This is a genomic window from Aerococcus sp. UMB7834, from assembly GCF_030215145.1.
In the GTDB taxonomy this organism is placed as follows: Bacteria; Bacillota; Bacilli; order Lactobacillales; family Aerococcaceae; genus Aerococcus.
Genome location: NZ_JASOLI010000007.1, coordinates 118572 through 144728, shown reverse-complemented (window position 1 = coordinate 144728; position 26157 = coordinate 118572). Strand labels below are relative to the sequence as shown.

Sequence of the window (26157 nt, the reverse complement as noted above, 5' to 3'; positions counted from 1 at the left end):
TCAACCTATCCTTCCATTAATAGCAATTCTGGTTCTGACAATAAGCGAGCGACTTCGTTCAAGCAGCGTTGACCGACAGCCCCATCGACAATACGGTGGTCGAAGGTTAATGACAGTTTCAGAACGCGGCCAACTACTAATTCGCCTTCATCGTTGACAACAGGTTCTTGCTTGATGGCACCGAAACCTAAGATGGCAACTTCTGGGAAGTTAAGGATTGGAGTGAAGAATTCACCACCAGCTGAACCGATGTTAGAAATTGTAATGGTACCGTCGCCCATTTCTTCGTTGGTTAATTCGCCAGCATGAGCTTTGGCAGCTTTTTCGTTGATTTCGTTAGCAATTTCAAACATTGATTTTTGGTTAGCATTCTTAACGTTTGGAACGAATAGGCCATTGTCAGTGTCTGTTGCGATCCCTACGTTATAGTATTTCTTAAGGATATATTCGCGGTTTTCTTCGTCGATTGATGCGTTAAGCATTGGGTATTTCTTAACAGCAGCAACTAAGGCTTTAACCACATATGGTAAGAAGGTTAACTTCACATCACGTTCTGCAGCGATGCCCTTGAATTTCTTACGGTGATCCCAAAGTTTAGACACTTCAACGTCCATGAAGAGGGATACTTGAGGTGCGGTAAACTTAGAAGTGGTCATGGATTCAGAGATGATCCGACGCATTGGTGAAATCTTAACGCGTTCAACTAAGTCTTCGTTAGAAACAGTTGGAGCTGGAGCTGGTGATTTCTTAGCTGCTTTTTCTTCTTGAGCTGGAGCGGCTTCTTGGCCAGCTTCTTGGCTACTTGAAGCTTGAGCGTTTGGATCGAAGTTGTCAATATCATCACGGGTAATTTGACCGTTCTTGCCGCTGCCGTTCACTAAGCTGATGTCAACGCCTTTTTCGCGTGCATATTTACGAACAGAAGGCATGGCTTGGATCACGCGGTTTGGATCAGCTGTAGCTGGTGCTGAAGCTGCGCCACCTGTTGCGTCATCATTACCTTCGTCAGCCTTAGCTTCTTGAGCAGGTTGTGAAGGTGTTGAAGTATCTTCTGCGCCATCATCTTCGCCATTGTGTTCTGGTGAGTCGATTTCAGCTAAAACATCCCCAACATTAGCGATGGTGCCTGCTTCCACTAAGATCTTCTTAACCGTACCAGCAACTGGTGAAGCCACTTCTTCGACAGACTTGTCGTTTTGGATTTCAACGAGGGAGTCTTCTTCAGTGATTTCGTCACCTTCAGAAACTAACCAAGAAACGATTTCGCCTTCTGCCATACCCTCACCAACGTCAGGTAAGCGGAATTTGTAGTAAGAGCCGCCACCATTGCTTGCTGGTGCTGGATCTTCAGCTTTTTCTTCTTGGGCTGGAGACTCAGGTGTTGAAGCAGGTGCTGCTTCAGCTTCGTTGTCTTCTAAGCCTTCCCCTTCGAATGCGATCAATGGTTCACCAACCATTGCCAAGTCGCCTTCTTCATAGTAAAGCTTGGTTACTTTCCCTGTTACAGGAGAGGTAATTTCTTCAACGGATTTATCGTTTTGGATCTCAACGAGTGTATCTTCTTCTTGGACTTCGTCGCCGACTTTGACGTCCCATGCAACGATTTCGCCTTCTGCCATACCTTCGCCGACATCGGGCATATTAAAAATGTAAGCCATAGTTTGAGTTCTTCCCTTCTATCTCTCAATACCTGTCTAAACTATCCTGAAATGATAAAGCTCAGAGCGGTTAAGTTGCCCTAACCGCTACCAAGCGTCCTTAATCAATTAGAATTCAGTTGCTTTCTTCACTGCTTCTTGGATATCTTCAGCATTTGGTAACCAAACGTTTTCAGCTAAACCAAATGGGAAGACAGTATCTGCAGCAGATACGAATTGGATAGGTGCTTCTAAGCTCAAGATATTGCGTTGTGAAATTTCAGCAATCACTTGGTTACCCACGCCAGCTTGACGTTGGGCTTCTTGAACCATTACCACACGGCCTGTCTTGTCAACAGAAGCCCCGATGGTTTCCATATCTAGAGGTTGAACGGTACGTAAGTCGATAACTTCAGCTGAAATACCGTCTTTTTCAAGGGCTTCAGCAGCCTTCAATGCTTCACGCACCATGTAGCCGTAAGCAATGACAGTCACATCATTACCTTCGCGGGCAACATTGGCCTTGTTCAATTCAATTTCATATTGTTCTTCTGGAACTTCTTCACGGAATGACCGGTAAAGTTTCATGTGTTCTAAGAAGACAACTGGGTCATTGTCGCGGATAGAAGCGGTCAAGAGACCTTTTGCTTCGTATGGGCTTGATGGAATAACCACTTTCAAGCCTGGAGATTGGGCCATTAAGCCTTCAAGGGAGTCCGCGTGCATTTCAGGTGTGTGAACGCCCCCGCCGAATGGTGAACGAACGGTAATAGGCATATGGCGGGTGCTACCCATACGGTAACGGGTACGTGCCATTTGACCAGAGATGGAGTCCATAACTTCGAAGACGAAACCGAAGAATTGGATTTCCATAACAGGACGGAAGCCTTGAAGAGCTAAACCAATGGCTAAACCACCAATACCTGATTCGGATAGAGGTGTATCGCTGACACGGTCTTCACCATACTTGTCGTATAAGCCTGTGGTGGCACGGAATACACCGCCGTTTTTACCCACATCTTCACCAAAGATTAAGACTTTTTCATCGCGTGCCATTTCTTGGTCTAACGCTTCTGTAACGGCTTCAACCATTGTTTTGTTGCGGTTGTTCTTTTTAGCCATGCTTATTCACTCTCCTTTGCTTCATATTGTTCGATTTGTTCTTTAATGTTTTGACCAGGGTTTTCGAACATGTTCTTCAAGAAATCAGAAACTTTTTGTTGTGGGGCAGCTTCTGCCTTTTGAATCGCTTCTTTGATTTCTTCTTTCACTTGGTCAACATATTCAGTTTCCATGTCTTCATTCCATAGACCCTTGTCTTCCATGAACTTACGCATACGTAAGAGAGGTTCACGGCCGGTCCATAGTTCGATATCTTCATCAGTCCGGTAAAGTTTAGGGTTGTCACCTGATGTTGAGTGAGCACCTAAACGGTTGGTGATGGTTTCAATCAAGACAGGACCATTACCAGCAGCGGCATATTCACGTGCTTGTTTAGCCACAGCGTAAACAGCCAAGGCGTCGTTACCGTCAACTTGTACCCCTGGGATACCTGCTGCCACAGCTTTTTGAGCTAAGGTCTTAGCAGCGGATTGTTTTTCGCGTGGGGTTGAGATAGCGAAGCCGTTGTTTTGGATGAAGAATACGATTGGTGCTTTGTAGCGGCTTGCATAGTTCCAGCCTTCATAAGAGTCACCTTGGGATGAACCACCGTCACCAGTGTAGACATAAGTCACATTGTCGGAACCATTTAATTTTTGGCCAACAGCATTACCCATAGCTTGGATTAATTGAGCACCGATAATGATTTGTGGTGGCATCGCATGTAGGTCTTCAGGGTAGTCGTTCCCTTCAACGTGTCCACGTGACCAGAGGAAGCCCTTGTAGATAGGCAAGCCTTTAGCGATTAATTGAGGAACGTCACGATAGCCTGGGAATAACCAGTCACCTTCTTCGAAAGCATAAGAGCTCGCCATTTGGGAAGCTTCTTGCCCATAGGTAGGTGCGTAGAAACCTAAACGTCCTTGTTTAGCGAGAGCCATAGAACGTTCGTGAAGCGTCCGAGAGAACACCATCCGTTTCATTAATTCAACTAATTCATCGTCTGATAAATCAGGCATAATCTCTTCATTAACGACTTTCCCTTCTTCGTCTAAGATACGAACCATTGGGAAAAGCTCGTCAATTGCTTCCAACTGCGCAGCATAATCTACTGGTTGTTTAGCCATTTATAATCATTCCTCTCTTATAATTGAAATTCTTTCAGTAATAAATCAAGTGCATTCAATTCTGTATCAATCAAATGCAGCCCTCTGTTATAAAGTATCATTTTAGCGTATAAAAAGCAAGTCTTATAGCTTGTCCAAGCAAAAGTTCTTTTATAGTACAGAAAAATTAATGAAAAGGCTGTCTTTTCTGTACTTTGAGCCTTTTTTCACAAAGTTTGTTCTTATGACAAGCCTATGATCTCAGGCCTTTAAATGCGGTTTTTGTTCTTATTCGTAAATTAAATCATTTAACTGTACCAATCATTTTGGATCATCTGTTATAGTCTCATCTAGGACAAGGAGCAAAGTAGCCTGTTTTAAGCGTTTACACGGCCTAATCCTTTGAAAGCTTTTTCGCGAGCTGTTTTTTTCGTCTTAAATATTAAGCAAAAGCGCTAAACATTTCCCGGCTTTAACGGTATAATGAGGGGAAGACATTTACTAGACTAGAAAGGATGTTATATCAATATGATTACAATGGATGATATTATCCGGGACGGCCACCCCACCCTGCGCAAAACCGCTGAGAAAGTGACCTTCCCTCTGACTGACGAGGACCGCGCCTTCGCCCAAGACTTGATGGACTACCTCCACAACAGCCAAGATGAAGAAATCGCTGAAAAGTACGGCCTCCGTGCAGGCGTAGGCCTGGCTGCTCCCCAAGTCAATGTCTCCAAGCAAATGACCGCCGTCCTGATTCCCGACCTGGAAGACCCAGACGGCAAGATTATAATGGAAGAAGTCGTCTGCAACCCGCGCATCCTCAGCCACTCCCTAGAAAAAGTGGCCCTACCGAGCGGCGAAGGCTGCCTGTCCGTCGACCAAGACGTCCCTGGCTATGTGCCTCGCTATGCGCGCATCACCCTCCGCTACCAAGACTTGGAAGGCAATGAGCACAAAAAACGCTTCAAAGGCTACCCCGCCATCGTCCTCCAACACGAAATCGACCACCTCAACGGCATCCTCTACTACGACCACATCAACCAAGACGAGCCCTTCTCCCTCGACGAGAACTCATTTGTATTGGGAGAAGAGTTTTAAGGATGAAGGATCAACAAGCTAGCCAGACCCTGGCTAGCTTGTTTTCTTTATGGTGAGGGTGTGGGAGCTTGCCTAGTAGAGGTTCAACTTGTTAACGGAGGCTGCGTTCGCAAGTTGCTGACAGCCTACTTGCTAATAGAGGGCCTGTTCGCAAGTTGTCGACAGCCTACTTGCTAATGGAGGGCCTGTTCGCAAGTTCATGCCAGTCAACTTGCTAATGGAGGCCTCGTTTGCAAGTTGTCGGCTTCCTAGTTGCTAACAGAGCCCTCATTCGCAAGTTGCCGGCAAATCACTCGCTAACAGAAGGTAGTTAGTTTTTTTCAAACTTGCTTGATCGCTTTTTGGTATATAGGTGTAAGATATTTCGGATTAAAAATATTTTACAAGAAGTGTCTGCTGCCATCCTCTTCCTCGGGGCTCAGATGTCAAGGTCGACGGCGGCTACACAGCTGTTTAGCGCCTTTGAAAAAATTAACTCATCTAAACACACTAAAAGCCTTCCGCCAATCAAAGTAGAGATTGGTAGAAGGCTTTTTTTGTATCTACAAGGCGCGGTTATGGGGCCAGGCTAGGATCAAAGTCAGGATGAGGACTAGAAAGTAGACCAGGTTCAAGGGCCAGGTCTGCTCTTGGCCAAAAATCGCTAAGAGCCGATCTTCAATACCGAAGCTAGTGAAATACAGGCCTGCCAGGACTAGACTGAGGAGGCCCTGCCGATAGAGGGGCCGGTGCTTGATTTGCTTGCCTCGAAAGAGGAGCCAGGCGGTTAAGGCCAGGCTGGCTAAAGTCCAGATGGCCATAAAGATGCCGGATCCCAGGGCCAAGGCGAAGGCAAGACCAATCCAGCCATCCATGAAGGCTCCCTCTCCAATTATCGAAGCGACAGCTGGTAGGCCAAGAAAAGATAGGCCTAAGAGCCCAAAATAGATGAGCGGTAAGAAGTTGCATATTTTCAAAGCTTTAAGTGTCTTCATACAAAAGAACCTCCTTGTGCTTAGTGCTTATTCTCTTTCCTTGAGGGCTTGGGCTAAGATGTGGGCGGCGATGCCGTACTTGGACTGCTTGGCCACTGCTAGGACGTCCGTCGGGGTCACGATCTGGACCGCATTGTCCTCACTCGCAAAACCAATGCCAGCCTGGCTGACATCGTTGGCAACGATCATTTGGGCCCCCTTCTTCTCAAGTTTCTGCCGGGCATAGTCCACGACACGCTGGGTCTCCGCCGCAAAGCCAATGACATAGGCCTTGTCTTTAGGCAGGCTGGCCAGGATATCTGGGTTTTCTGCCAATTCTAAGCGTAGGCCCTGGTCTTGGTCTTGCTTTTTAATCTTTTGGTCAGCGGCTTGGGCGGCCCGGTAGTCGCTCACAGCCGCTGCCATCACGAGGATATCCGCGCTCTGGATCTCCTCATGCATAGCCGTGTAGAGCTCTTGGGCGGTCGTGACCTGGCGGGTTGTAATGCCAGGCAGGACCGGTAGATTTTGCGCTGAAGGCGTCTGGACCAGGGTCACCTGGGCTCCAGCCAGGAGGGCCACATGGGCGAGGGCCGTTCCCATCTTCCCCGACGAGCGATTGGATAGGTAGCGGACCGGGTCGATCGGTTCCTCCGTTCCCCCGGCGCTGATGACTAGACGTTGGCCAGTCAGGTCCAGGGGCTGGTCGAGATTTTGGCAGGCGAAGAAGGCCTCGATACCCGCATGAATTTCTTCAATCTCCGGCATCCGCCCCTTACCCTCATAACCCTCAGCCAGGAAGCCAAAGCCAGGTTCCAGGACGTAATGCCCATCTGCTCGCAGGCGGGCCACATTTCTTTGGACCGCCGGATTGGCCCACATCTTATGATTCATAGCCGGCACGAAGACGATCGATCCTTGGTTGGCCAGGAGACTGCTCAGCGCCTCATTGTCCGCCAGTCCCTGAGCCACTTTCCCTAGACTGTTGGCGGTCGCGGGCACCACCACGCTCAAGTCCGCCCAGTCCGCCAAGGCAATATGGCCCACCGAATCAGGATAAGCCGCCCCTTCTCTTAAGACCGGATACTTGGTCAGCACTTCCAAGGTCTCCGCCGTCACGAAGCGTTCTGCAGCCGGCGTCAGGGCCACCCGCACCGAAGCCCCTGCCTTGATCAAGGACCGCACCAAGCCCGGTACCTTATAAGCCGCAATCCCCCCGGTCACAACCACTGCAATCTGTTTACCTGTTAACACACAACCCCTCCATCTTCATTGGATAATTTGCTTAAAGTATAGCACAGATCCCTTCCAGCCCCAATAAAAAACGGCGCTGCCCTGCTTGACCTTAGTCTTCCTGTTAGGTGCATATTTTTTGACAAAAAGGACGCTGCTGGCTAGAAACCGGCACTATCTCCTCTGTCAATACCGTTTGGAAACGCGATTCGCTATCATTTCACTTGCTAATGCCGTTTGGAGATGATTAGCCCTCTGGATTGGCTAACTGAAAGCTAGGATACTGCATCTTCTCTTACGATGTTGCAGTTTCTGACTGAGATACTGCATCTTCTCTTACGATGTGGCAGTTTCTGGCCAGGATACTGCATCTTCTCTTGCGATGTGGCAGTTTCTGGCTAGGATACTGCATCTTCTCTTGCGATGTGGCAGTTTCTGGCCAGGATACTGCATCTTCTCTTGCGATGTGGCAGTTTCTGACTGAGATACTGCATCTTCTCTTACGATGTGGCAGTTTCTGGCCAGGATACGGACATACCCTCTGCCCTTTTGTCCGTTACTTTCCACATTAGTTTTATAATTTCATATAAAAAATCCCCCAGCAATAACTGGAGGAGATTTTGATATTCGAAAGCTAAGCGCCAAGCCTCACACCCTACAGTCGGGGTCGACTTGGCAGACTCGGAGTGATTTCACAAGGCAGAAACGAGCGAATCCTTCGCTCTTATTCTGACTTGCTCCAATCATCCGAGTCTATACGCCAAGCCTCACACCCTATCTAGTCGGGGTCGATGATGCAGAAAGGGCTCCTCTTCGCAAAAGGACGTCGAAGGCTTGCAGCCTTCTCTGTCCTTTTACTCCAGAGCTCCCTTTCTCCCGCATCCTCTCACACCCTACACTAAAAATTGATACAGTGTCGAGTTTTCTGAGATGTCGATATAGTTGGGATCGAAGGCGGCCATGCGGTCTTTGAGGGCGTGGATGGAGCCGGCTTCGGCGAGATCGATGCCGATAAGGACGGAGCCGCTGGAGTGGCTCTTGCGCTTGGTGTATTCGAAGACGGAGATGTCGTCGCCGGGTCCGAGGACGTCGGTAACGAATTCTCTCAGGGCACCGGCTCTTTGGGGGAAGTTGACGATGAAGTAGTGCTTGATGCCTTCGTAGATCAGGGCCTTTTCTTCGATTTCGGCCATGCGGTTGATGTCGTTATTGCCGCCTGAGATGAGGCAAACCACGGTCTTACCCTTGATGTCATCGGCTAAAAGCTCGAGTGCGGCAACCGTCAGGGCGCCGGAGGGTTCAGCGACGATGGCTTGTTTGGTATAGAGTTCCAAGATAGCTTGGGCTGCTAAGCCTTCAGGGACCAGGCAGATATCGTCAACCTTGGCCTTGACGTGCTGGAAGGTGAGTTGACCGGCCTCGCCGACTGCTGTCCCGTCGCAGAACTTATCGACCCGCTCCAGAGCGGTGGGCTCACCGGCATCCAAGGCTGCTTTCATGGAAGCTGCGCCGCTGGGTTCCACCCCGATAACCTTGGTATCAGGCATAGCCTCTTTGACATAGGCGGAAACGCCGGAGATCAGACCGCCACCCCCAACTTGGACTAAGAAGTAGTCGGCTTGTTGGCCTTCTGCTACCAGGTCTTGGTGGACTTCCACTGCCAGGGTCCCTTGGCCGCGCATCACGTCTAAGTCGTCATAAGGTTCGATGAAGCTGAGCCCATGTTCCTTGGCATAGGCGTGGGCTGCCCGGTTACTTTCGTCGAAGGTATCGCCTTCAATCTGAATGTCCACAAAGTCGCCCCCAAAGTATTGAACCTGGCTAATCTTTTGATTAGGGGTGGTATTTGGCATAAAGATCACAGCCTGGATGCCTTTTTTCTGGGCGGTATAGGCCACACCCTGGGCATGGTTACCGGCCGAGGCACAAATCACGCCCTTGGCTAGGTCTTCATCTGAGAGTTGGTTGATGGCATAGTAGGCGCCGCGGATCTTGAAGGACCGGACCACTTGCAGGTCTTCGCGCTTCAAGTAAATGCGGGCTTGGTACTTCTCAGATAAATAACTATCATATTGCAGTGGGGTTTGGGGGAGGTCTTGGCGCAAGCTACGATAGGCATCGAGGACCTCTTCTTTGCTGACTAATTCAGACATAAAATACCTTCCTTCCAAATCAAGTGACGGAAAGATAAGAAGGACCGCTTAATAGGCAATCCTTCTCACTTTACGGTCGCTTGAATTAATACTGGAGCCTGGAGTAAAACCCCAGTCTCTTTTTTAACCACGAATTTTTCCAAAAACCTGTTCCAAAAGTCAGTCCTGAAGTGGTTCAGGCCTAACCGACTTTTGTCACACTCTCTTGAATTAATTCTTAGTGTCGACTTTATTCTTCTTAACGAATGGCATCATATCGCGAAGCTCTTCGCCCACTTCTTCGATTTGGTGGCTGGCTTCTTTTTCACGCATCTTGTGGAATTCTGGGAAGCCGTTCTTGTAGTCATTCACGAATTCACGGGCAAAGTCGCCGTCTTGGATGCGTTTGAGGGATTCTTTCATGGCTTCTTTGACTTCTGGGCCGATGACGCGTGGGCCAGTCACATAGTCGCCGTATTCTGCAGTATTTGAGCAGGATTGACGCATGTGGGACATCCCACCTTCATAGATCAAGTCAACGATTAATTTCATTTCGTGGCAAGTTTCGAAGTAAGCAGATTCTGGTTGGTAGCCTGCTTCAACTAAAACTTCGAAGCCTGCTTCGATCAAGTGAGTCACCCCACCCATCAGAACGTTTTGTTCACCGAAGAGGTCGGTTTCCGTTTCTTCCTTGAAGGTTGTTTCAAGAACGCCAACGCGGGTTGCGCCGATGCCGTCTGCCCATGATAAAGCGATGTCGTGGGCCTTGCCTGTTGCGTCTTGAGCGACAGCCACTAAGGCAGGAACGGCAGAACCGTTTTCGAATTCGCGGCGAACTAAGTGGCCTGGGCCTTTAGGAGCCACCATGAAGACATCAATATCTTCTGCTGGTTTAATGGTCCCGAAGTGGATGTTAAAACCATGGGCGAAGGCTAAGGCATTGCCTGCTTCTAAGTTATCTTTGATTTCATTTTCATATACATCAGCTTGGATTTCGTCTGGTAAAAGTACCATCACGATGTCCGCTTGCTTGCTGGCTTCAGCCACTGAGAAAACGTCGAAGCCATCTTCACGGGCACGGTCAGCAGAGCTCCCTTCGCGAAGGCCGATGATGACATCTTGACCAGAGTCGCGTAAGTTCTTAGCGTGCGCGCCCCCTTGGGAACCGTAACCAAGAACGGCAATCTTCTTGCCTTCTAATGCATTGTTTTGTACATCCTTTTCATAATAAATTGTAGCCATAATTATTTCCTCCTAATTTTTTTAGACACCGCGAGGGTTGCCATAGTAATTATTATTTACTCCAAAGAGTAAGTTACTACCTAATAAATGGATTGGTCTTCGCGCTCTTGATCGTTGGGAAGACCGTCTGTGATATCGACCGCATAGATGACATCGATCTGCTTCTCAAGTTGGTTCATCAAGAGCTCAACCGCTGCCTGGTCGGCGAATTTAATGCCTAGGGTAATGATGGAAAATTCAGCACTGGAATCAGCTGAACCCCCGGCATATTGCAAAGTAAGGGTATCGATGTTGTAACCTGGTTTGAGGACCGTTTGGGTAATCCGGTTAAGAACTCCTGGCCGGTTCACCACCCGGGTTTGAATGATACGAGATTCCATTAGCCTAATCCCTCCATTTCATTATTGGGCTTACCTGCTGGAACCATTGGGAGCACCAATTCATCCTTGGCAATTCGAATTTCAAGGACATAAGGCCCATCATAGGCCAGCATGGCGTCGATCGCCGCTTCCATCTCAGCGGGATCGCTCACTCGAGCCGCCTTGACACCCAGGGCTTCCGATAACTTCACGAAGTCTGGATTCTTATCTAAGAATTCAGAATGCGAGTAGCGCTGGCCATAGAACTTATCCTGCCATTGGTGAACCATGCCCAAAACTTCATTATTCAAGATCATGAACTTGGGTTTCACATCATAGACGGACAGGATATTGAGCTCCTGGTTGGTCATCTGGAAACCCCCGTCACCCACAATGGCAACGACATCCTGACCTTCCTTAGCCCCAAAGGCTGCCCCAATCGCTGCGGGGACGCCATAGCCCATGGTCCCCAAACCACCACTGGTCAGGAACTGCTGAGTGTGGCGGACCGGGTAGAATTGCGCCGCCCACATCTGGTGCTGGCCAACATCCGTTACCACCAGGGCTTCGCCATCGGTCTTCTCACCCAGGTAGGCGATGGCCGCTTCGGGTCGGATGGTCGACCGGGCTTCCGGTAGGGCCATGGGGTGCTTGGCTAGGTTGTCCTTGTGGAAGGCCACCCATTCTTCTGAGGACTCATAGTTGGATAGGGCTGAAGCATTGAGGGCTTCCAGCGCTACCTTGGCATCGGCAATCAGTTCGTAGTCGGGTTGGATAACTTTACCGATCTCAGAAGCATCGATATCGATATGGATGATCTTAGCCCCCGGCGCAAAGTTGTCCGGCACGGAAGCCACCCGGTCATCGAAGCGTGACCCGATATTGATCAGGCAGTCGGTAGTCATCAGCGCCATATTAGCTGCATAGGAACCGTGCATCCCGCCCATGCCAAGGAAGTAAGGATCCTTGCTATCGACCGCTCCCAAGCCCAAGAGTGTCGCAACGACTGGGATCTTATGGGTATGGACGAATTCACGCAGGTCTTCCTCCGCACCGGCCTTGGCAATCCCGCCACCCACAAGGAGGAGGGGTTTTTCACTAGCTTGGATAGCTTCCATAATATTCTGAATATGCTCATTATTCGTAATCTTCTGCTGCTTTTCAGGCTGGTAACCGGGCAGGTAGATCTCTGTGTTCAGCTCGGAAACAGCTACCATCTGCTGGCCCACATTCTTTGGAATGTCAACCACCACAACACCCTTCCGCCCTGAATTGGCGATATAGAAGGCTTCTTTAATAATCCGTGGAATATCACGGGCATCACGTACTTGGACACAATACTTAGTAATCGGCGTCATGACACCGATCACGTCCGTTTCCTGGAAGGCATCTTTACCGATTCCTGCCTGGGCCACCTGACCGGAAATAACAACCATGGGTACCGAATCCATCTGGGCTGTTGCCACAGCCGTTACAATATTGGTTGCCCCCGGACCTGAAGTGACCACGCTGACGCCGGTCTTGCCGCTTGCCCGTGCATAGCCGTCCGCCATATGCCCAGCCCCTTGCTCATGCCGGGCCAAGACGTGATTGGTGCCGTTCTTGAAGAATTGGTCATAAAGATCGAGGACCGCTCCTCCTGGGTACCCGAATATGACATCAACCCCTTCTTCATTCAAGGCTTCAACAAGGACTTGCATGCCCTGCTTTGTCTCTTCTTCCTTTGCCATTAAACCACCCATCCTTCTGCTTACTTACACTTTAGTTAAAATAAAAGCATCCCAATGCTTGCATGGGATGCTATGTCCCACTCTACAAAGCCGAATAGGACTCGAAGCTGATCTCAATCAGTCCAGTCCTAGCTGTGTAAAATGACTAAAATATTCACTTGTTTAAAATTCTTAGACATTTTCATGAGTGGGACTCCTTTCTTAATCGATAAATTGATTATACTGAGCCTCGTCTCATTTGTCAATACAATTTATTAGAATATTATCATTTAATTCTTATGAAAGTGGTTTTTATCTTTGATTTCATGCTATCATAAGACTAAGAGTAAAAAGGAGGTAGACCCATGACCCAACATAATGACAGCGTCCTGAGCCTAAAAAATGTCAGTTACTACCGGCAGGGACGCCCTATCCTAAAAAATATCAACTTCGAAATCTGTCCCGGCCAACACTGGGCCCTGCTCGGTCTCAACGGTTCAGGGAAATCCACCCTGATCCATATCCTGAGCGGCTATGACTGGCCTAGCGCCGGCCAAGTGACCGTGCTCGGCGAACGCTTCGGCCAAACCAATATCTCCCGCTTGAAACGGCGGATCGGCCTGGTGTCCTCCTGGCTGGAATACCGCCTACCCGAAAATGACTCGGTCCTAAAGATCGTCCTGAGCGGCCTCTTCGCTAGCTTCGGTCTCTACCAGGCAGTCGGCCCCAAGGAAAAACTGGCCGCCCAAGAGCTTCTGGCCCGCTTCGACTGCCAGGACTTAGCTGACCGCCCCTTTGCCACCCTCTCCCAGGGTGAGAAACAAAAGATCCTCATCCTCCGCGGTCTCATGACCAAGCCGGAACTCCTAATCTTAGACGAACCCTTCAACGCCCTGGACCTCTTCGCCCGCGAACGGCTTTTGGAATTTCTTGGTGAAGTCAGCCAGGAAGAGGGCCTAAGCCTGGTCATGATCAGCCACCGGAGCGAAGACATCAGCCAGCTCTTCCAACACGTCCTCCTGCTCAAGGAAGGGCAAGTCTTCGCCCAAGGCCCACGCCAGGACATGCTCCAAGATGAGCTCCTGACCAACTTCTACGGCCAAGCCGTCGACTGCCTCCCCTACAAGGACCAGCGCGTCTTGGTTGTGCCGCGTTAATAGGGGCTGGGGCTAGACTAGGGAGTAGCGAGACACATTGGGGAAGGCGCAAGTGTGGCTTGAGAGCTGTTAACCCACATTCGGGGGTTGCGAGTGTGGGTTGAGAAGCGTTAACCCACATTCAGACATCGCGAGTGTGGGTTGAGAAGCGTTAACCCACATTCAGACACCGCGAGTGTGGGTTGCTAGGTATCAACCCACAGTCAGACGCTCCGAGTGTGGGTTGCAGTGACGAATCTCCTCAAAAGTCTCCCTGGTCTCTAAAAATTTAGCTATCTGCTTAAAATTATGTTATCAACAGGCATCAAAAAAAAGCTGGAGTAGCTCCAGCTTTTTTAATCGGTCACAAAAGTCAGTACGCTGACTTTTGTCACATTCTTATAATGGGGTTTGAATGAGTCTTCACACCCTGTTTAGTCGGGTTCGGTCGCACAGAAGTGGCTCCTCTTCACAAAAGCCTTTCGAAGGCTCTTAGCCTTCTCTAGTCTTTTGCTCCAGAGTTCCACTTCTACCCGTGCGCCCTCACACCCTGTTTAGTCGGGTTCGAAAGAGCAGCTTTGGAGTGCTTTCGCAAGTTGGAAACGTGCAAGCCTAACTTGCCCTTATTCCAACTTACTCCAAGCATCCAAAGCTAAGCGCTCTTTCTCACACCCTGTTTTAGTCGGGTTCGCAGTTGCAGACTTGAACTGACTTCACCCAAACGGAACGATCGGCTAAAGCCGCTCTTTTCCGTTTGGGCTCCAGTCATTCAAGTCTATACGCAACTGCTCACACCCTGTGTAGTCGGGTTCGAAAAGGCAGAAAGGGAGTGACTTCAGCAAAAGGGAACGATCGGCTATAGCCGCTCTTATCCCTTTTGCCTCCAGTCATCCCTTTCTAAACGCCTTTTCTCACACCCTGTTTAGTCGGGTTCAACTTGGCAGTCTCGGAGTGATTTCACAAGTCAGAAACGAGCGAATGCTTCGCTCTTATTCTGACTTGCTCCAATCATCCGAGTCTAAACGCCAAGTCTCACACCCTGTTTTAGTCGTCTTCTTCTACGATCTTAGCTTCTTTTTCGTTGATAACTTCTGGTTCTGCTTCAACGACTTCTTCGTCAACTTCTGCTTCTTCGGTTGGAACAGCGATGGAAACGATGACTTCTTCTGGGTCGGTGACGATTTCAGCGTTTTCGATGCCTTCGAAGGTCAAGTCGCCAACGGTAATGTTTTCACCGATGTCTAAGCCTTCAACGTCAGCTACGATGTATTCTGGTGCGGTAGCTGGGTCGATTTCAACAGTTACTTCGAAGAAGTTCAAGGCTGCTACGCCGTCTGGGTTAGCCAGTTTGTCTTCGTTTTCGATGTAAACTGGGATATCCATTTCAAGTTTTTCACCCTTCTTGATGGCTTGAAGGTTGACATTATAGATGATTGGCTTCAAGGCTGCGCGTGAGATATCACGTAAGAAGACGGTGCGTGTTTCTCCGCCTTCAACTTCGAGTTCGAAGACAGAGTTGATCCCGAGTTCGCGTTCGATTAATTCCACGTCAGCACGTTCCATGCTGATGTTGATTGGTTCAAGGTCGCTTGCATAAACAACGCCTGGTACTAAGTCTTCTTGACGTAATTTCTTAGATGCGTTTGTCCCTGCAGCTTCACGTTTCTTTGCTACAAATTTCATGTATTTACCTCCTGAAATCGATTCGTTTACCTAAAAATAGATACTTTTTAATCTTATCATAAGCAATAGACTATTTTCAAGTCTTCAAATCATAATCCGATGTATCCTCATTATAGCATAATTTTGCAAGAATACAGTTGCAAATGTCTATAAAATTCAATTATGATATAACTATTAGAATCAAGCTAAATAAATTAAAAAGGAGACCCAGCATGTACTATCAATCTACCCGCAATCCTAAGCAAGTTGTCAGTGCTTCCCAGGCCATTCTCCAGGGCCTGGCACCAGACGGCGGCCTCTATGTTCCTCAATCCTTCCCGCAATTCGAGCTCGATTGGGATCAGCTCAAGGACTACTCCTACCAAGAGATGGCTGAATTCATCCTCGGCCCCTTCCTAGACGACTACAGTCCGGAGGCCCTCCGTGCTTGTATCGAAGCTGCCTATGACGACAAATTCGATGATCCAAAGATCGCACCCCTAGTCAAAGTTGGCGACCGCTATCACTTGGAACTCTTCCACGGGGCAACTATCGCCTTCAAGGACATGGCCCTATCCATCCTGCCCCACCTAATGACCCAGGCGGCGGCAATCAACCACAACGATAAGGAAATTATTATTCTGACTGCGACTTCTGGGGACACCGGAAAAGCTGCCATGGCGGGATTCGCGGATGTGCCTTCAACCAAGATCGCCGTCTTCTATCCAGAAGGCGGCGTGAGCGATATCCAAGAGAAGCAGATGCTCACCCAAAAAGGCGCTAACACCTATGTCTACGCTGTTAAGGGAAACTTTGACGATGCCCAGACCCAGGTCAAAGCTCTCTTCAACGACCCTGCCCTCCGCCAAAAACTGGCTGACCAAGGCGCCCAGTTCTCTTCAGCCAACTCCATGAATATTGGCCGGCTCCTGCCCCAGGTGGTCTACTACTTCTATGCCTATGCCCAATTAGTTAAGGCAGGCACCATCACAGCCGGAGAAGCCATCGACTTCACTGTCCCTACCGGCAACTTCGGCAATATCCTGGCTGCCTACTACGGCCAACGCTGCGGCCTGCCCGTCAATCACTTAATCTGTGCCTCAAACGACAACAAGGTCCTCTATGACTTCTTCCAGACCGGGACCTACAACCGTAAACGTGACTTCAAGCTGACCATCTCCCCTTCCATGGACATCCTGGTTTCTTCCAACTTCGAGCGCATGCTCTACCATGCCCTGGGTGACAATAGCGACCACTTGACCGCCCTCATGTCCCAGCTCGACCAGGACGGCCTCTACCAAGTCACCGCGGAAGAATTCCAAGCCTTCCAAGGCATCAGTGGGGAATTTGCTAGCGAAGACGAAACCAAGGACGAAATCAAGCAAGCCTTCGAAGCCAATGACTATCTCATGGACCCCCATACCGCAGTGGCCTCACGGAGCTACCGCAAGTACCTGGACCAAACAGAAGGCGCCAAGGCCGGTGTCATCGTATCGACCGCTAGCCCCTATAAGTTCCCGGCCACCGTCCTCCAAGCCATCGGTCAAGACGCCGACCAAGCCTCAATCAGCGAACGTCTGGCCAAGCTGCGCGAGCTGAGCGGGGTCCCTTACCCCCAAGCCATCCAGGAACTCGAGTCCGCCGACATCCGCGACAAAAAAATCCTGGCCATCGACCAGATGGAAGCGGAAGTGCTAAAGATTGTAAAGGATTAAAATTAGACAAACAAAAATTCCCCCAGAGCGCTATCGTGAGTCTGCTTTGGGGCATTTTTATTGAAGGGATAAGATTTCTCTGAATTATTATTTTGAAACATAATTGAAGCCACAAGTGTAAGCTCAAATTGTAGCTTGATTAGATCCTATACACAATTGAGAACTTAAAGTGTGGCTTGATAAGTCCCAACACATAATCGGAGACTTAGAGTGTGGCTTCATGAAATCCTACACACACTTGGATCCCTCAAGTGTGGCTTGCCACTTCTCAAGCCCCAATCAAAAGCCCGGACTGGGGCTTAGCCGACTAAATTCAACAGCGCAAGGGATGCTTATCTCTACCATTCAACCTCCCCCAATCTTTTGTCTAAAGACAGGGAATATATTATACTTAAGGCAATGATAATAAAGGAGCGAATCCACCATGAGCAAAAAAATTTGGCGACATTTTCATAAAAAGACCCTGGCCGAGCGCTGGCAGGTCTTAGAAGAAGCAGGCATCCTAGCTGCTGAGACCTGCCAAGCCCTGGCCGAGGGAGAAGGGATGTCCCTGGAGATGGCCGACCAGATGATCGAAAATGTCATCACGACTTATCAGATTCCCATGGGCCTGAGCTTGAACTTGACGGTTAATGGTAAGGCCTATATCGTGCCCATGGTGACCGAGGAACCTAGCGTGGTAGCAGCCAGTAACTTCGCCGGACAAATTGTGAGTGCCGGCTCGGGCTTCCAAGCCCATATCGAATCACGCTTAATGACGGGTCAGGTCTGCCTGACAGGGCCCGATGATTCTAAGCTGAAAGAGGCCTTCACAGGCTGGGTCAGCCGTCACGAAGCCGAGATCCTAGACTGGGCCAAGTCTGCCTATCCCGCCATCCTCAAATACGGCGGCGGCCCACGCGCTGTCCGCTCTGCCTACTATAGCTATCAGGGTCGGGGCTTCTATCTCATCTACCTGGATGTCGATACCCAGGAAGCCATGGGGGCTAATATGATGAACACCATGCTGGAAGCCGTCAAAGAACAAAGCTGCCTGGCCCTCAACCAGGCCCTGGCTGAAGATGGCAAGCCTCTCTTCGATCCCCTCATGGCCATCCTCTCCAACCACGCCGACCAGTGCCTGGTCCAGGTCCAATGTGAAATTCCTGCCCGAAAGCTCAGCCGACCCGGCCTTGCCGGCAGCCTGGTGGCCCAGCGGATCGGCTATGCTAGCGACCTAGCCCAAGTCGACCCTTACCGGGCAGCCACCCACAACAAGGGGATTATGAACGGGATCGATGCGGTCGTCCTCGCCACGGGCAATGACTGGCGGGCCATCGAAGCAGGCGCCCATTCCTATGCTGTGAAGGACGGCGCCTACCGCGGCCTAGCCACTTGGTCTTACGATGAAGATAAAGGGACCCTCCAAGGCCAACTCTGCCTGCCTCTAGCTGTGGGGACTGTGGGCGGGTCTATCGGCATCCATCCCCAGGCCAAGCTGAGCCAGGACTTGCTCGGTCACTTGCCCGCCCAAGAGCTCATGCAGGTCATTGCTGCCATTGGCCTGGCCCAGAACCTCGCCGCCTTGCGCGCCCTAGTCTCTGAAGGCATCCAGTCCGGTCACATGGCCCTCCACGCCCGGTCCGTCGCCATCCAGGTCGGAGCTGAAAGCGAAGAAGTCGCCCAGCTGGCCAGTGCCCTAGCTGACAGCTCCACCATCAACCAGGAAAAGGCCCGTGAACTGTTGGCTGAGCTCCGACAAGATAAGAGCGACCACTAACCTAAGAAACAATGAAAGACCTCTGCCAGGAAATCCTAGCAGAGGTCTTTCATTGTTTTTATTGCTTGCCATAATGGCGTTGGTGGTCGGCCATACCTTGGACATAGTAAGTCTCACTCGGATGGGACGGCGTCAGGTCTAACTGGCTACCATCACTCGGCAGACGGTCATTAAACATTTGCTCGTAGCGGTCTACCGAAACCTCTTCACGTTGGTCTAAGAAGGCTTCGTGGGCTGCCTTATACCGGCCTGCTTGGAAACCATCTGCCAAGACCAGGCTAAAGAACTCACCCACCGAACCCGAACCATAGCTATACATGCCGACCCGGTCCCCCGCTTTGAGGCCCTCTGCCTGGTCCAAAAGACTGATCAAGCTGAGATAGAGCGAGCCCGTGTAGACGTTCCCGATCCGCCGGCTGTACTGTTCGCTAGCTTCAAAATAGGTCCGCAGGCTATCCTTCTTCTCATCGCTGGCCCCCTTCATCAAGCGGCGGAGGCCCTTGAGCCCCATCTTAGTATAAGGCAGGTGGAAGCAGACCGCTTCGAAATCATCCAAGCTCAAACCTGTCTCTGCATGGTACTTGTCCCAGACCCGTTCGAGAACATGGGTGTACTGGCGGAGAGACAACTTGCCGTCCACCATGGCCTTGTCCGTATAGTTAGGCCGCCAGAAGTCCATCACGTCTTCCGTCATGAAGGCAGAGTCTGAGTCGACAACAGCGAGGCGGGGATTGGCTGCGAGGAGGATAGCCACTGCCCCTGCCCCCTGGGTCGCCTCACCGGACGTTTCCAAGCCATAACGGGCAATATCGGAAGCCAGGACAAGGACTTTTCGCTCAGGGTGAGTGCGCACATAGTCTAGGCCCAGGTGGAGGGCAGCGGTCGCGCTATAGCAGGCCTCCTTGAGCTCCACCGACCGGGCGAAGGGCTGGATGCCGAGCAAGTGGTGGATGTAGACAGCGGAAGACTTGGACTGGTCAATCCCGCTCTCCGTCCCCACGAGAACCATATCGATAGCCGCCTTGTCCTCCTCCGTCAAGAAGTCAGCCGCATTGGCTCCCATGGTCACGATATCTTGCGTAATTGGCGGCACAGCCATTTGGTCCTGGCCGATCCCTTCATTAAACTTCTTAGGATCCACCCCGCGCGCTTGGGCTAAGTTCGCCATATCGACAAAATAACCTGGCGCATAAAAATCCATCTTATCAATACCCACTGCTAAATTCTGCATACTATCTTCTCCCATACTTGATTAATTTAAAAGCCTGGGAAAACTCCCAGAGATCGTCATATAGTCAATTGTTATTTTATCATCTTTATCGGCAAATATGTACCAATCTTATTTAAGAACTGGTAAAGAAGAGGGCAGCTTGCGAAACTTGGTCAGGTCTAAAGCACTGGAGCCTCAATGACTGACGGATAAAGTACAAAAGGCTATAATTTAATATTGATCCTCTAAACATTCAAGGCCCAAATTCAACAGTGCAAGGCATGCTCATTAGCACCATTTAGTGAAGAAGCAAAAAAAGCTGGATTTTTACTTCCAGCTTTACTTGTTAGCATTAGTGAATTAAAAATTTAACAGCTTGTAGATAAAAGATATTTAACCGTCTATTTGTGAGCAGGATTGGAGCATTGAAGTTGATCCTTAGCCATTTCAGAATGTAGCTGGGGGGCAATTTGCGCTCAGGAGCTCTGAGAGCAGATAGCAAGTCGCCAATTTGCGCTCGCGAGTCTTGAGAGCAGATAGTAGCTCGCCAATCTGCACTTGAGAGCTCTGAAAGCAGATAGCAGGTCGGCAATTTGCATTCGTAAACCCCGAGAGCAAATAGCAGCTCATCGCACAGTTCCCTCCTCACCGACTCTATAATCAGCAAAGAAAAATCAGCTTGACATCCACTCATGAGCAGAAGCGAAACAGGTGGTCCTGACCAGCATTTTACAACTAGTGGAGCACCTTATCCAAGAAGCTCTTGGTCCGTTCGTTTTCAGGTTGGCTGAAGAGTTTCTCTGGGACATCCTCTTCGACAATATAGCCTCCATCCATGAAGACAACCCGGTCCGACACCTCGCGGGCAAAGCCCATTTCGTGGGTCACGATCACCATGGTCATCCCCTCTTCGGCCAGGTCCTTCATCACTTCCAGCACGTCCCCAACCATTTCTGGGTCCAAGGCGGAAGTCGGTTCATCGAAGAGCATCAAGTCTGGGCTCATCGCCAAGGCGCGCGCAATTGCCACCCGCTGCTGTTGGCCCCCAGAGAGCGAATTAGGATAGGCATCAGCCTTGTCCCTTAAGCCCACCGTTTCTAAGAGTTCTAAGGCTTTTTGGTCCGCCTCAGCCTGGGTCAGTTTATTCAATTCCACCGGTGCCAGGGCAATATTCTCTTGGACCGTCAAGTGTGGGAATAGGTTAAACTGTTGGAAAACCATGCCCACATTTTCCCGGGCCTTGTTAATGTCGATGGAAGGATCGGAAATATTGACCCCGTCGACAATCACTTCCCCAGCGTCAATATCTTCTAAGCGATTCAGACAACGCAGCATGGTCGATTTCCCAGAACCTGAAGGACCAATCACACAAACCACTTCCCCCTCAGCTACCTTAAAGTTAATATCCTTCAAAACCTCATTATCGCCAAAGCTCTTCTTCAGCCCTTTTACGACGACTTTATCCATCATGATCATCCTTTCGCTTTCTCATCATTCTCTTAATTAAAGTAGTCCTATTATAACAAATAACTGGCCAACTGACAGCTATTCTTGACATTTTCCAGTAAAAAACTCAAGCTGCTCTTTCGAAGCGATTAGATAAGGGTGTGAGATATAGGAAGCCCGATATAAAAGACCAGCCACCCAGCTGGTCTTCTTTCTTTATTATCTTTATTATGTAACGCCTAATAGCGAGATACGGCCTTGATTGGCATTGGATCACCTTAACCTTTCTGTTGAAATTGATTGAAAAGCAAGAACAATCCAGTCACTCCTTCCTGCACATAAGAAAAAACTAGCCCAGCATAAACTGGACTAGTTGGATTTGACAATATAAGATTTTGGGCATAAAGAATGGTCGAAATGGGTTACACTTACTAGGCTTTGCTTTGGCTTAGTCATTCGTAAGTGTCCTCCCTTCTGTCATTCTTCAGCTACTTCTATTGTAGCGAATGCTATGAAATTTGCAAGTTATTTGCCAATTTCGACGGTTTTTTCTTCGTCGTAGAAGAAGTTTACCGCATTGTTGTAGCAGACATTGGTGATGAGCTTCTCTAAGAGGGCGTCATCATTAGGGATTTCACCGCGTTCAACCAAGTCGCCAATGTAGTCACAGAAGAGGCGACGGAAGTATTCGTGGCGGGTGTAAGAAGTGAAGCTCCGTGAGTCGGTTAACATGCCGACGAAGTTCATCAAGAGACCAGCCTCAGCATAAGACTTGAATTGTTTCAACATACCGTATTTGGTATCGTTGAACCACCAGCCAGAACCTAATTGGCAACGGCTCTTCTGACCGTCTTCGTTGCCTTGGAAGTTAGCCAAGGTTGTTGCAACGAGGTCGAAGTAGGTTGGGTTCAATGGGTAGATGATGGTCTTAGGTAATTCATCAGTCTTGTCCGCAGCGTCTAAGAGACGGTTGAGGGCTTCTGCCACATTGCCTTGGTCGTTGATTGAGTCCAAACCAGAGTCAAAGCCTGTCTTTTCAAACATGCGGCTTGAGTTATCACGGATGGCACCAAAGTGGATTTGGAATACAAAGTCTTCGCGTTTGTAGATCTTCATCAATTCCACTAAGAGGGCACTTTGGAATTTAGCGTACTCTAATTCCGTTAAAGCTTGGCCCTTAGCAGCTTTTTGGAAGATGTCTTCGACTTCTTCTTCGGTTGAGTCAGCATAAGCCAAGACTTTCAAGCCGTGGTCAGACACGTGAGAACCGTGTTCACCGAAGAATTTAATCCGGTCTTCCAAGGATTCCATTAATTTAGCGAAGGAATCGATGTGGATGCCGTTCGCTTCTTCCATCTTAGCTAAGAAGTCAACGAAGGCTTCTTCCCCTGCCTTGAAGGCCCCATCTGGACGGAAGCCAGGTACCACGTCGACGTCAAAGGAATCATCTTCCGCAATTTGCTTGTGGTATTCCAAGCTATCGAATGGGTTATCGGTGGTACAGATAAAGGTGACATTCGAATCCTTAATCAATTGGCGAGCGGTTAATTTTTCGTCTTGTAATTTAGTATTCACCTTATCATAGATTTCTTTCCAGTTATCTTCTGATAAGATTTCATCAATACCGAAGTAACGTTTCAATTCCAGTGCATTCCAGTGGAAGAGTGGGTTACCGATCGTGTTTGGAACGGTTTCAGCCCATGCCTTGAACTTATCTTCAGCTGAGGCATCCCCAGTGATTAATTCTTCGGGATAGCCCATGGCACGTAAACCACGCCATTTGTAGTGGTCCCCACCGAGGAAGAGTTCGGTAGCGTTTTCGAACTCATGGTCTTCCGCAATTTCTTGTGGGCTCAAGTGGCAGTGGAAGTCATAAATTGGCATATCTTTTGCAAAGTCATGGTAGAGGTGCTTGGCGCTTTCACTCTGTAACATAAAGTCGTCATTAATAAATGGCATAAATGGTTTGCCCCTTTCTATTGCTTTAGCGTTGGACGTCGAAGTTGCTACCTCGGTACATGAGGGATTCGACATCTTTGAGGTTAACAATGGCCATATCGCCTGGAATGGTATGTTTCAAGGCAAAGGTCGCATTGGCGAACTGGATGGCCTCAGCGTCGGTGTACTTGTCGGTATTTAAGGCATAGATCAAGCCTGCTGCAAAGGCATCCCCGCCCCCGATCCGGTCGATGATATCCACATCAAAGACATTGGATGGGTAGAGTTCATTGTCCTTGGCATCGTAGAGATAGGACTGGAGGATGTTGCGGCTAGCATTGATGACCTTGCGCTTGGTCAAAGCGATCTTCTCCAACTTATAGTGGGAAGCGATCTGCTCTAAAATCGGAGAAATGGTATTGAAATCATAAGGCAATTGGATGTTCCGGTTGTCCTTATAGTCATTACCATCCACATCAGGTAGGAAGAGCGGTTCGATCCCAATCAGGAGATCCGCATAAGGTGCCAGTTCAGCCATAGCATGGCGGGCTTCTTCAAAGCCCCAAAGACTAGCCCGGTAGTTCAAGTCCAGACTAACCTTCATCCCCCGGCGTTTGGCTTCAATCATGCACTGTTTGCTGAGCTCAAAGAGTTCAGGTGACAGGGCAGCGGTAATGCCCGAGGTGTGGAACCAATTGGCATCTTCAAAGATCAAGTCAAAGTCATAATCTTCCACCTTGGACTCTACAAAGGAAGAGTACTGGCGGTCATAAACGATCTTCGAAGGCCGGATGGAATGGCCCTTCTCTGCGAAGTAAATCCCTAAACGAGGGCCTTGGTGAAGAATGTAGCCGGTGTGAACCCCATTCTTACGCATAAATTCAACTGCTGCGTCACCAATTTCATTGGCTGGTACAGCTGAAATAAAGCTGGCCCACATGCCGAGATGGGCGATGGTGGCCGCAATATTTGCTTCTGAGCCACCGAATGTTGCTTCAAAGTTTTGGGCTTGTGAGAAACGCTCGCTGCTCTCAGTCGTTAGCCGGAGCAAGAGCTCTCCCAGAGTCACAACTTTTTTGAGCATTATTTATCAGCCAAGATAGCAGCTAGGCGGTCCGCAAATTCCTTAGCGGTTGCTTTAACGCCTTCTGCCCCTTCTGCTTTGTAGTTTTTGGTTAGTGCTGAGCCCACACCAACTGCCCAAGCACCCTTGTCGATCCATTCTTCCATGTTGTCAATGTTCACGCCACCTGAAGGCATTAATTCAACTTGTGGAAGTGGACCATGGATATCTTTTATGAAGCCAGAACCAAGTACGCCACCTGGGAAGACTTTAACAATTTCGCAGCCTAAAGTTAAAGCTTCTTGGATTTCAGTCGCTGACCCACAACCTGGTAGGTAAGGCACCGTATAGAGGTTACAGATCTTAGCCACTTCAGGGTTCCAAGCTGGGGATACGATAAATTCTGCCCCGTTCAAGATTGCAATGCGAGCGGTCACTGGGTCAAGAACGGTACCAGCCCCAACGACCATATCAGTGCCCTTGAATTCTTCAGCCAAGCGCGCCATCACGCGTTCAGCTCCTGGAGTGGAGAAGGTCACTTCGATGTTCTTCACGCCGCCTTCATAGCAGGCTTTAGAGATAATGTAACCGTCTTCTTCGCTTTCCCCACGGATAACAGCGAAGAGATAGTTTTCTTTCATTTGTACAATTGTTTCAGCTTTTTTTGCCATAAGAGCATATCCTCCTAATTATTTGTCGTGTTTGGCTAAGTTATCTTCAAAGTCTTGGATTTTGCTTTCTTGGTATTGACCCGCATAGTCATCATTCAAGAATTTGTCCAAGCCTGTATTTTCTAAACCAGCCCAGCTCTCTTCTTCTTGTCCAAAGATAATAGGGTAGAAGAGAACACCGTTGTCGGTTGCAGCCTTTAAGTCGCCAGGTGCGTCCCCAACCATCAAGATCTTGTGCTTGTCATAGCCGTGTTCTAAGAGGTTAGCAATGGCGTCTTTCTTAGAACCTGCTTCTTGGCCGTAAACTACGTCCACATAGTCCATTAAACCGTGGCGGGTCCATTCAGAGTTGAGGGCTTCTGAGTTAGCCGATGATACGATGGCAAGGTCTGCCTTTTGGCTAATAGCAGCAAGGCCGTCCTTAGCGCCTGGGAAAGGCTTGTCATTGCCAGCTAATTCTTCTTCAATCCCCTTGTTCACCCGTTGTGACCAAGACAGGGCACGTTTGAGGGACTCATCATCTTGGTCTTTCAAGCTATCTTCTAAGGAACCATTAGATAAGGATGAAGTCGTTTCAGTCCATTCCGCTAAGGCATCAATATTGATGATGTCCTCGCCAGCCTCTTTGGCATTGTTCAAGCAGATCACTAAAGCCTTGAAGCGGTTAATCCCCCGTGTAGATGAGAACAGGTTCACCCGGTTCCAGTCTTCTTGGAATTGGTCTTTGTTTTGAATATTGAATTCATCAGCTGCTAAAGGGCCAAAGTATTCAAAGTGCTTGACATTCATGGTGTCCATGGCACAGCCATCAGAATCCACGCAGACTAAATAGTCTCTTTGTTTAGTAAATTGTTCCGGTAAATTCGCCAAGATAATTCCTCCTTAAATTGCTTTTATGTCTTTTAGTGGTTTCCCATTATTATTTTAGCTAATTTATGATTCTTCCACCACTAAGGAAAAGGCTTAAACAAAGTTACTTTCCTG

20 protein-coding genes are annotated in these 26157 nt (G+C 49.1%); 4 read left to right on the top strand and 16 right to left on the bottom strand.

The window, feature by feature from the left end:
* Positions 1–5 precede the first annotated feature (5 nt).
* The 3 genes from QP339_RS07270 to pdhA all read right to left on the bottom strand — a co-directional run bounded on the left by QP339_RS07270 (position 6) and on the right by pdhA (position 3865).
* Positions 6–1658 carry a dihydrolipoyllysine-residue acetyltransferase gene (locus QP339_RS07270; protein ID WP_070619240.1) on the bottom strand — a complete coding sequence of 551 codons (1653 nt, stop codon included), beginning with the start codon at positions 1656–1658 and terminating at the stop codon, positions 6–8.
* Positions 1659–1766: 108 nt separating this feature from the next.
* Positions 1767–2759: an alpha-ketoacid dehydrogenase subunit beta gene (locus QP339_RS07265; protein ID WP_070619237.1), complete on the bottom strand. Its 993-nt coding sequence runs from the start codon at positions 2757–2759 to the stop codon at positions 1767–1769.
* 2 nt (positions 2760–2761) lie between these two features.
* On the bottom strand, positions 2762–3865 hold the full coding sequence (gene pdhA / locus QP339_RS07260) for a pyruvate dehydrogenase (acetyl-transferring) E1 component subunit alpha (RefSeq protein ID WP_070619234.1): 1104 nt from the start codon (positions 3863–3865) through the stop codon (positions 2762–2764).
* A gap of 507 nt (positions 3866–4372) precedes the next feature.
* Between pdhA and def the strand changes: the two genes are divergently transcribed.
* Complete coding sequence (def, locus tag QP339_RS07255) at positions 4373–4945, top strand: peptide deformylase (RefSeq protein ID WP_284910980.1); 573 nt, start codon at positions 4373–4375, stop codon at positions 4943–4945.
* 542 nt (positions 4946–5487) lie between these two features.
* Here the strand turns inward: def and QP339_RS07250 are convergent.
* The 6 genes from QP339_RS07250 to ilvB form a co-directional block, all read right to left on the bottom strand.
* Positions 5488–5919, bottom strand: coding sequence for a hypothetical protein (locus tag QP339_RS07250; protein WP_284910979.1), 432 nt, complete (start codon positions 5917–5919; stop codon positions 5488–5490).
* A 27-nt stretch (positions 5920–5946) separates the two neighbouring features.
* Entirely contained in the window at positions 5947–7152 is a 1206-nt protein-coding gene (gene coaBC, locus QP339_RS07245; protein WP_284910978.1) for a bifunctional phosphopantothenoylcysteine decarboxylase/phosphopantothenate--cysteine ligase CoaBC, read from the bottom strand.
* Between the two features lie 872 nt (positions 7153–8024).
* Positions 8025–9284, bottom strand: a complete 1260-nt coding sequence (gene ilvA, locus QP339_RS07240) for a threonine ammonia-lyase IlvA (protein ID WP_284910977.1) — start codon at positions 9282–9284, stop codon at positions 8025–8027.
* A gap of 210 nt (positions 9285–9494) precedes the next feature.
* Entirely contained in the window at positions 9495–10505 is a 1011-nt protein-coding gene (gene ilvC / locus QP339_RS07235; RefSeq protein ID WP_502869658.1) for a ketol-acid reductoisomerase, read from the bottom strand.
* An 80-nt stretch (positions 10506–10585) separates the two neighbouring features.
* A complete protein-coding gene (locus tag QP339_RS07230) occupies positions 10586–10885 on the bottom strand; it encodes an ACT domain-containing protein (RefSeq protein ID WP_284910976.1) in 300 nt (99 codons plus the stop codon).
* Entirely contained in the window at positions 10885–12594 is a 1710-nt protein-coding gene (ilvB, locus tag QP339_RS07225; protein WP_284910975.1) for a biosynthetic-type acetolactate synthase large subunit, read from the bottom strand. Before ilvB ends, QP339_RS07230 begins: the two co-directional genes overlap by 1 nt.
* 344 nt (positions 12595–12938) lie before the next feature.
* Here ilvB and QP339_RS07220 point away from each other — a divergent pair, with 344 nt between their 5' ends.
* Positions 12939–13730, top strand: coding sequence for an ABC transporter ATP-binding protein (locus QP339_RS07220; protein ID WP_284910974.1), 792 nt, complete (start codon positions 12939–12941; stop codon positions 13728–13730).
* Between the two features lie 1023 nt (positions 13731–14753).
* Here QP339_RS07220 and QP339_RS07215 read toward each other — a convergent pair.
* On the bottom strand, positions 14754–15392 hold the full coding sequence (locus QP339_RS07215) for a 50S ribosomal protein L25 (RefSeq protein WP_284910973.1): 639 nt from the start codon (positions 15390–15392) through the stop codon (positions 14754–14756).
* 212 nt (positions 15393–15604) lie between these two features.
* Here QP339_RS07215 and thrC point away from each other — a divergent pair, with 212 nt between their 5' ends.
* On the top strand, positions 15605–17086 hold the full coding sequence (gene thrC / locus QP339_RS07210; RefSeq protein WP_284910972.1) for a threonine synthase: 1482 nt from the start codon (positions 15605–15607) through the stop codon (positions 17084–17086).
* Positions 17087–17510: 424 nt separating this feature from the next.
* Entirely contained in the window at positions 17511–18845 is a 1335-nt protein-coding gene (locus QP339_RS07205) for a hydroxymethylglutaryl-CoA reductase, degradative (RefSeq protein WP_284910971.1), read from the top strand.
* A gap of 58 nt (positions 18846–18903) precedes the next feature.
* Here the strand turns inward: QP339_RS07205 and QP339_RS07200 are convergent, their stop codons facing one another.
* The 6 genes from QP339_RS07200 to QP339_RS07175 form a co-directional block, all read right to left on the bottom strand.
* Positions 18904–20076: a hydroxymethylglutaryl-CoA synthase gene (locus tag QP339_RS07200; RefSeq protein ID WP_284910970.1), complete on the bottom strand. Its 1173-nt coding sequence runs from the start codon at positions 20074–20076 to the stop codon at positions 18904–18906.
* Positions 20077–20790: 714 nt separating this feature from the next.
* Complete coding sequence (locus QP339_RS07195; protein ID WP_210382804.1) at positions 20791–21525, bottom strand: amino acid ABC transporter ATP-binding protein; 735 nt, start codon at positions 21523–21525, stop codon at positions 20791–20793.
* Positions 21526–22026: 501 nt separating this feature from the next.
* Positions 22027–23460, bottom strand: a complete 1434-nt coding sequence (uxaC, locus tag QP339_RS07190; RefSeq protein ID WP_284910969.1) for a glucuronate isomerase — start codon at positions 23458–23460, stop codon at positions 22027–22029.
* A gap of 25 nt (positions 23461–23485) precedes the next feature.
* Positions 23486–24523 (bottom strand): sugar kinase, encoded by a 1038-nt coding sequence (locus QP339_RS07185; RefSeq protein WP_070619186.1) that lies wholly within the window; start codon positions 24521–24523, stop codon positions 23486–23488.
* Positions 24523–25173: a bifunctional 2-keto-4-hydroxyglutarate aldolase/2-keto-3-deoxy-6-phosphogluconate aldolase gene (locus QP339_RS07180; RefSeq protein WP_070619183.1), complete on the bottom strand. Its 651-nt coding sequence runs from the start codon at positions 25171–25173 to the stop codon at positions 24523–24525. The genes QP339_RS07185 and QP339_RS07180 overlap by 1 nt, the downstream gene beginning before the upstream one ends.
* An 18-nt stretch (positions 25174–25191) precedes the next feature.
* Entirely contained in the window at positions 25192–26043 is an 852-nt protein-coding gene (locus QP339_RS07175) for an HAD family hydrolase (protein ID WP_070619182.1), read from the bottom strand.
* Positions 26044–26157: the final 114 nt, after the last annotated feature.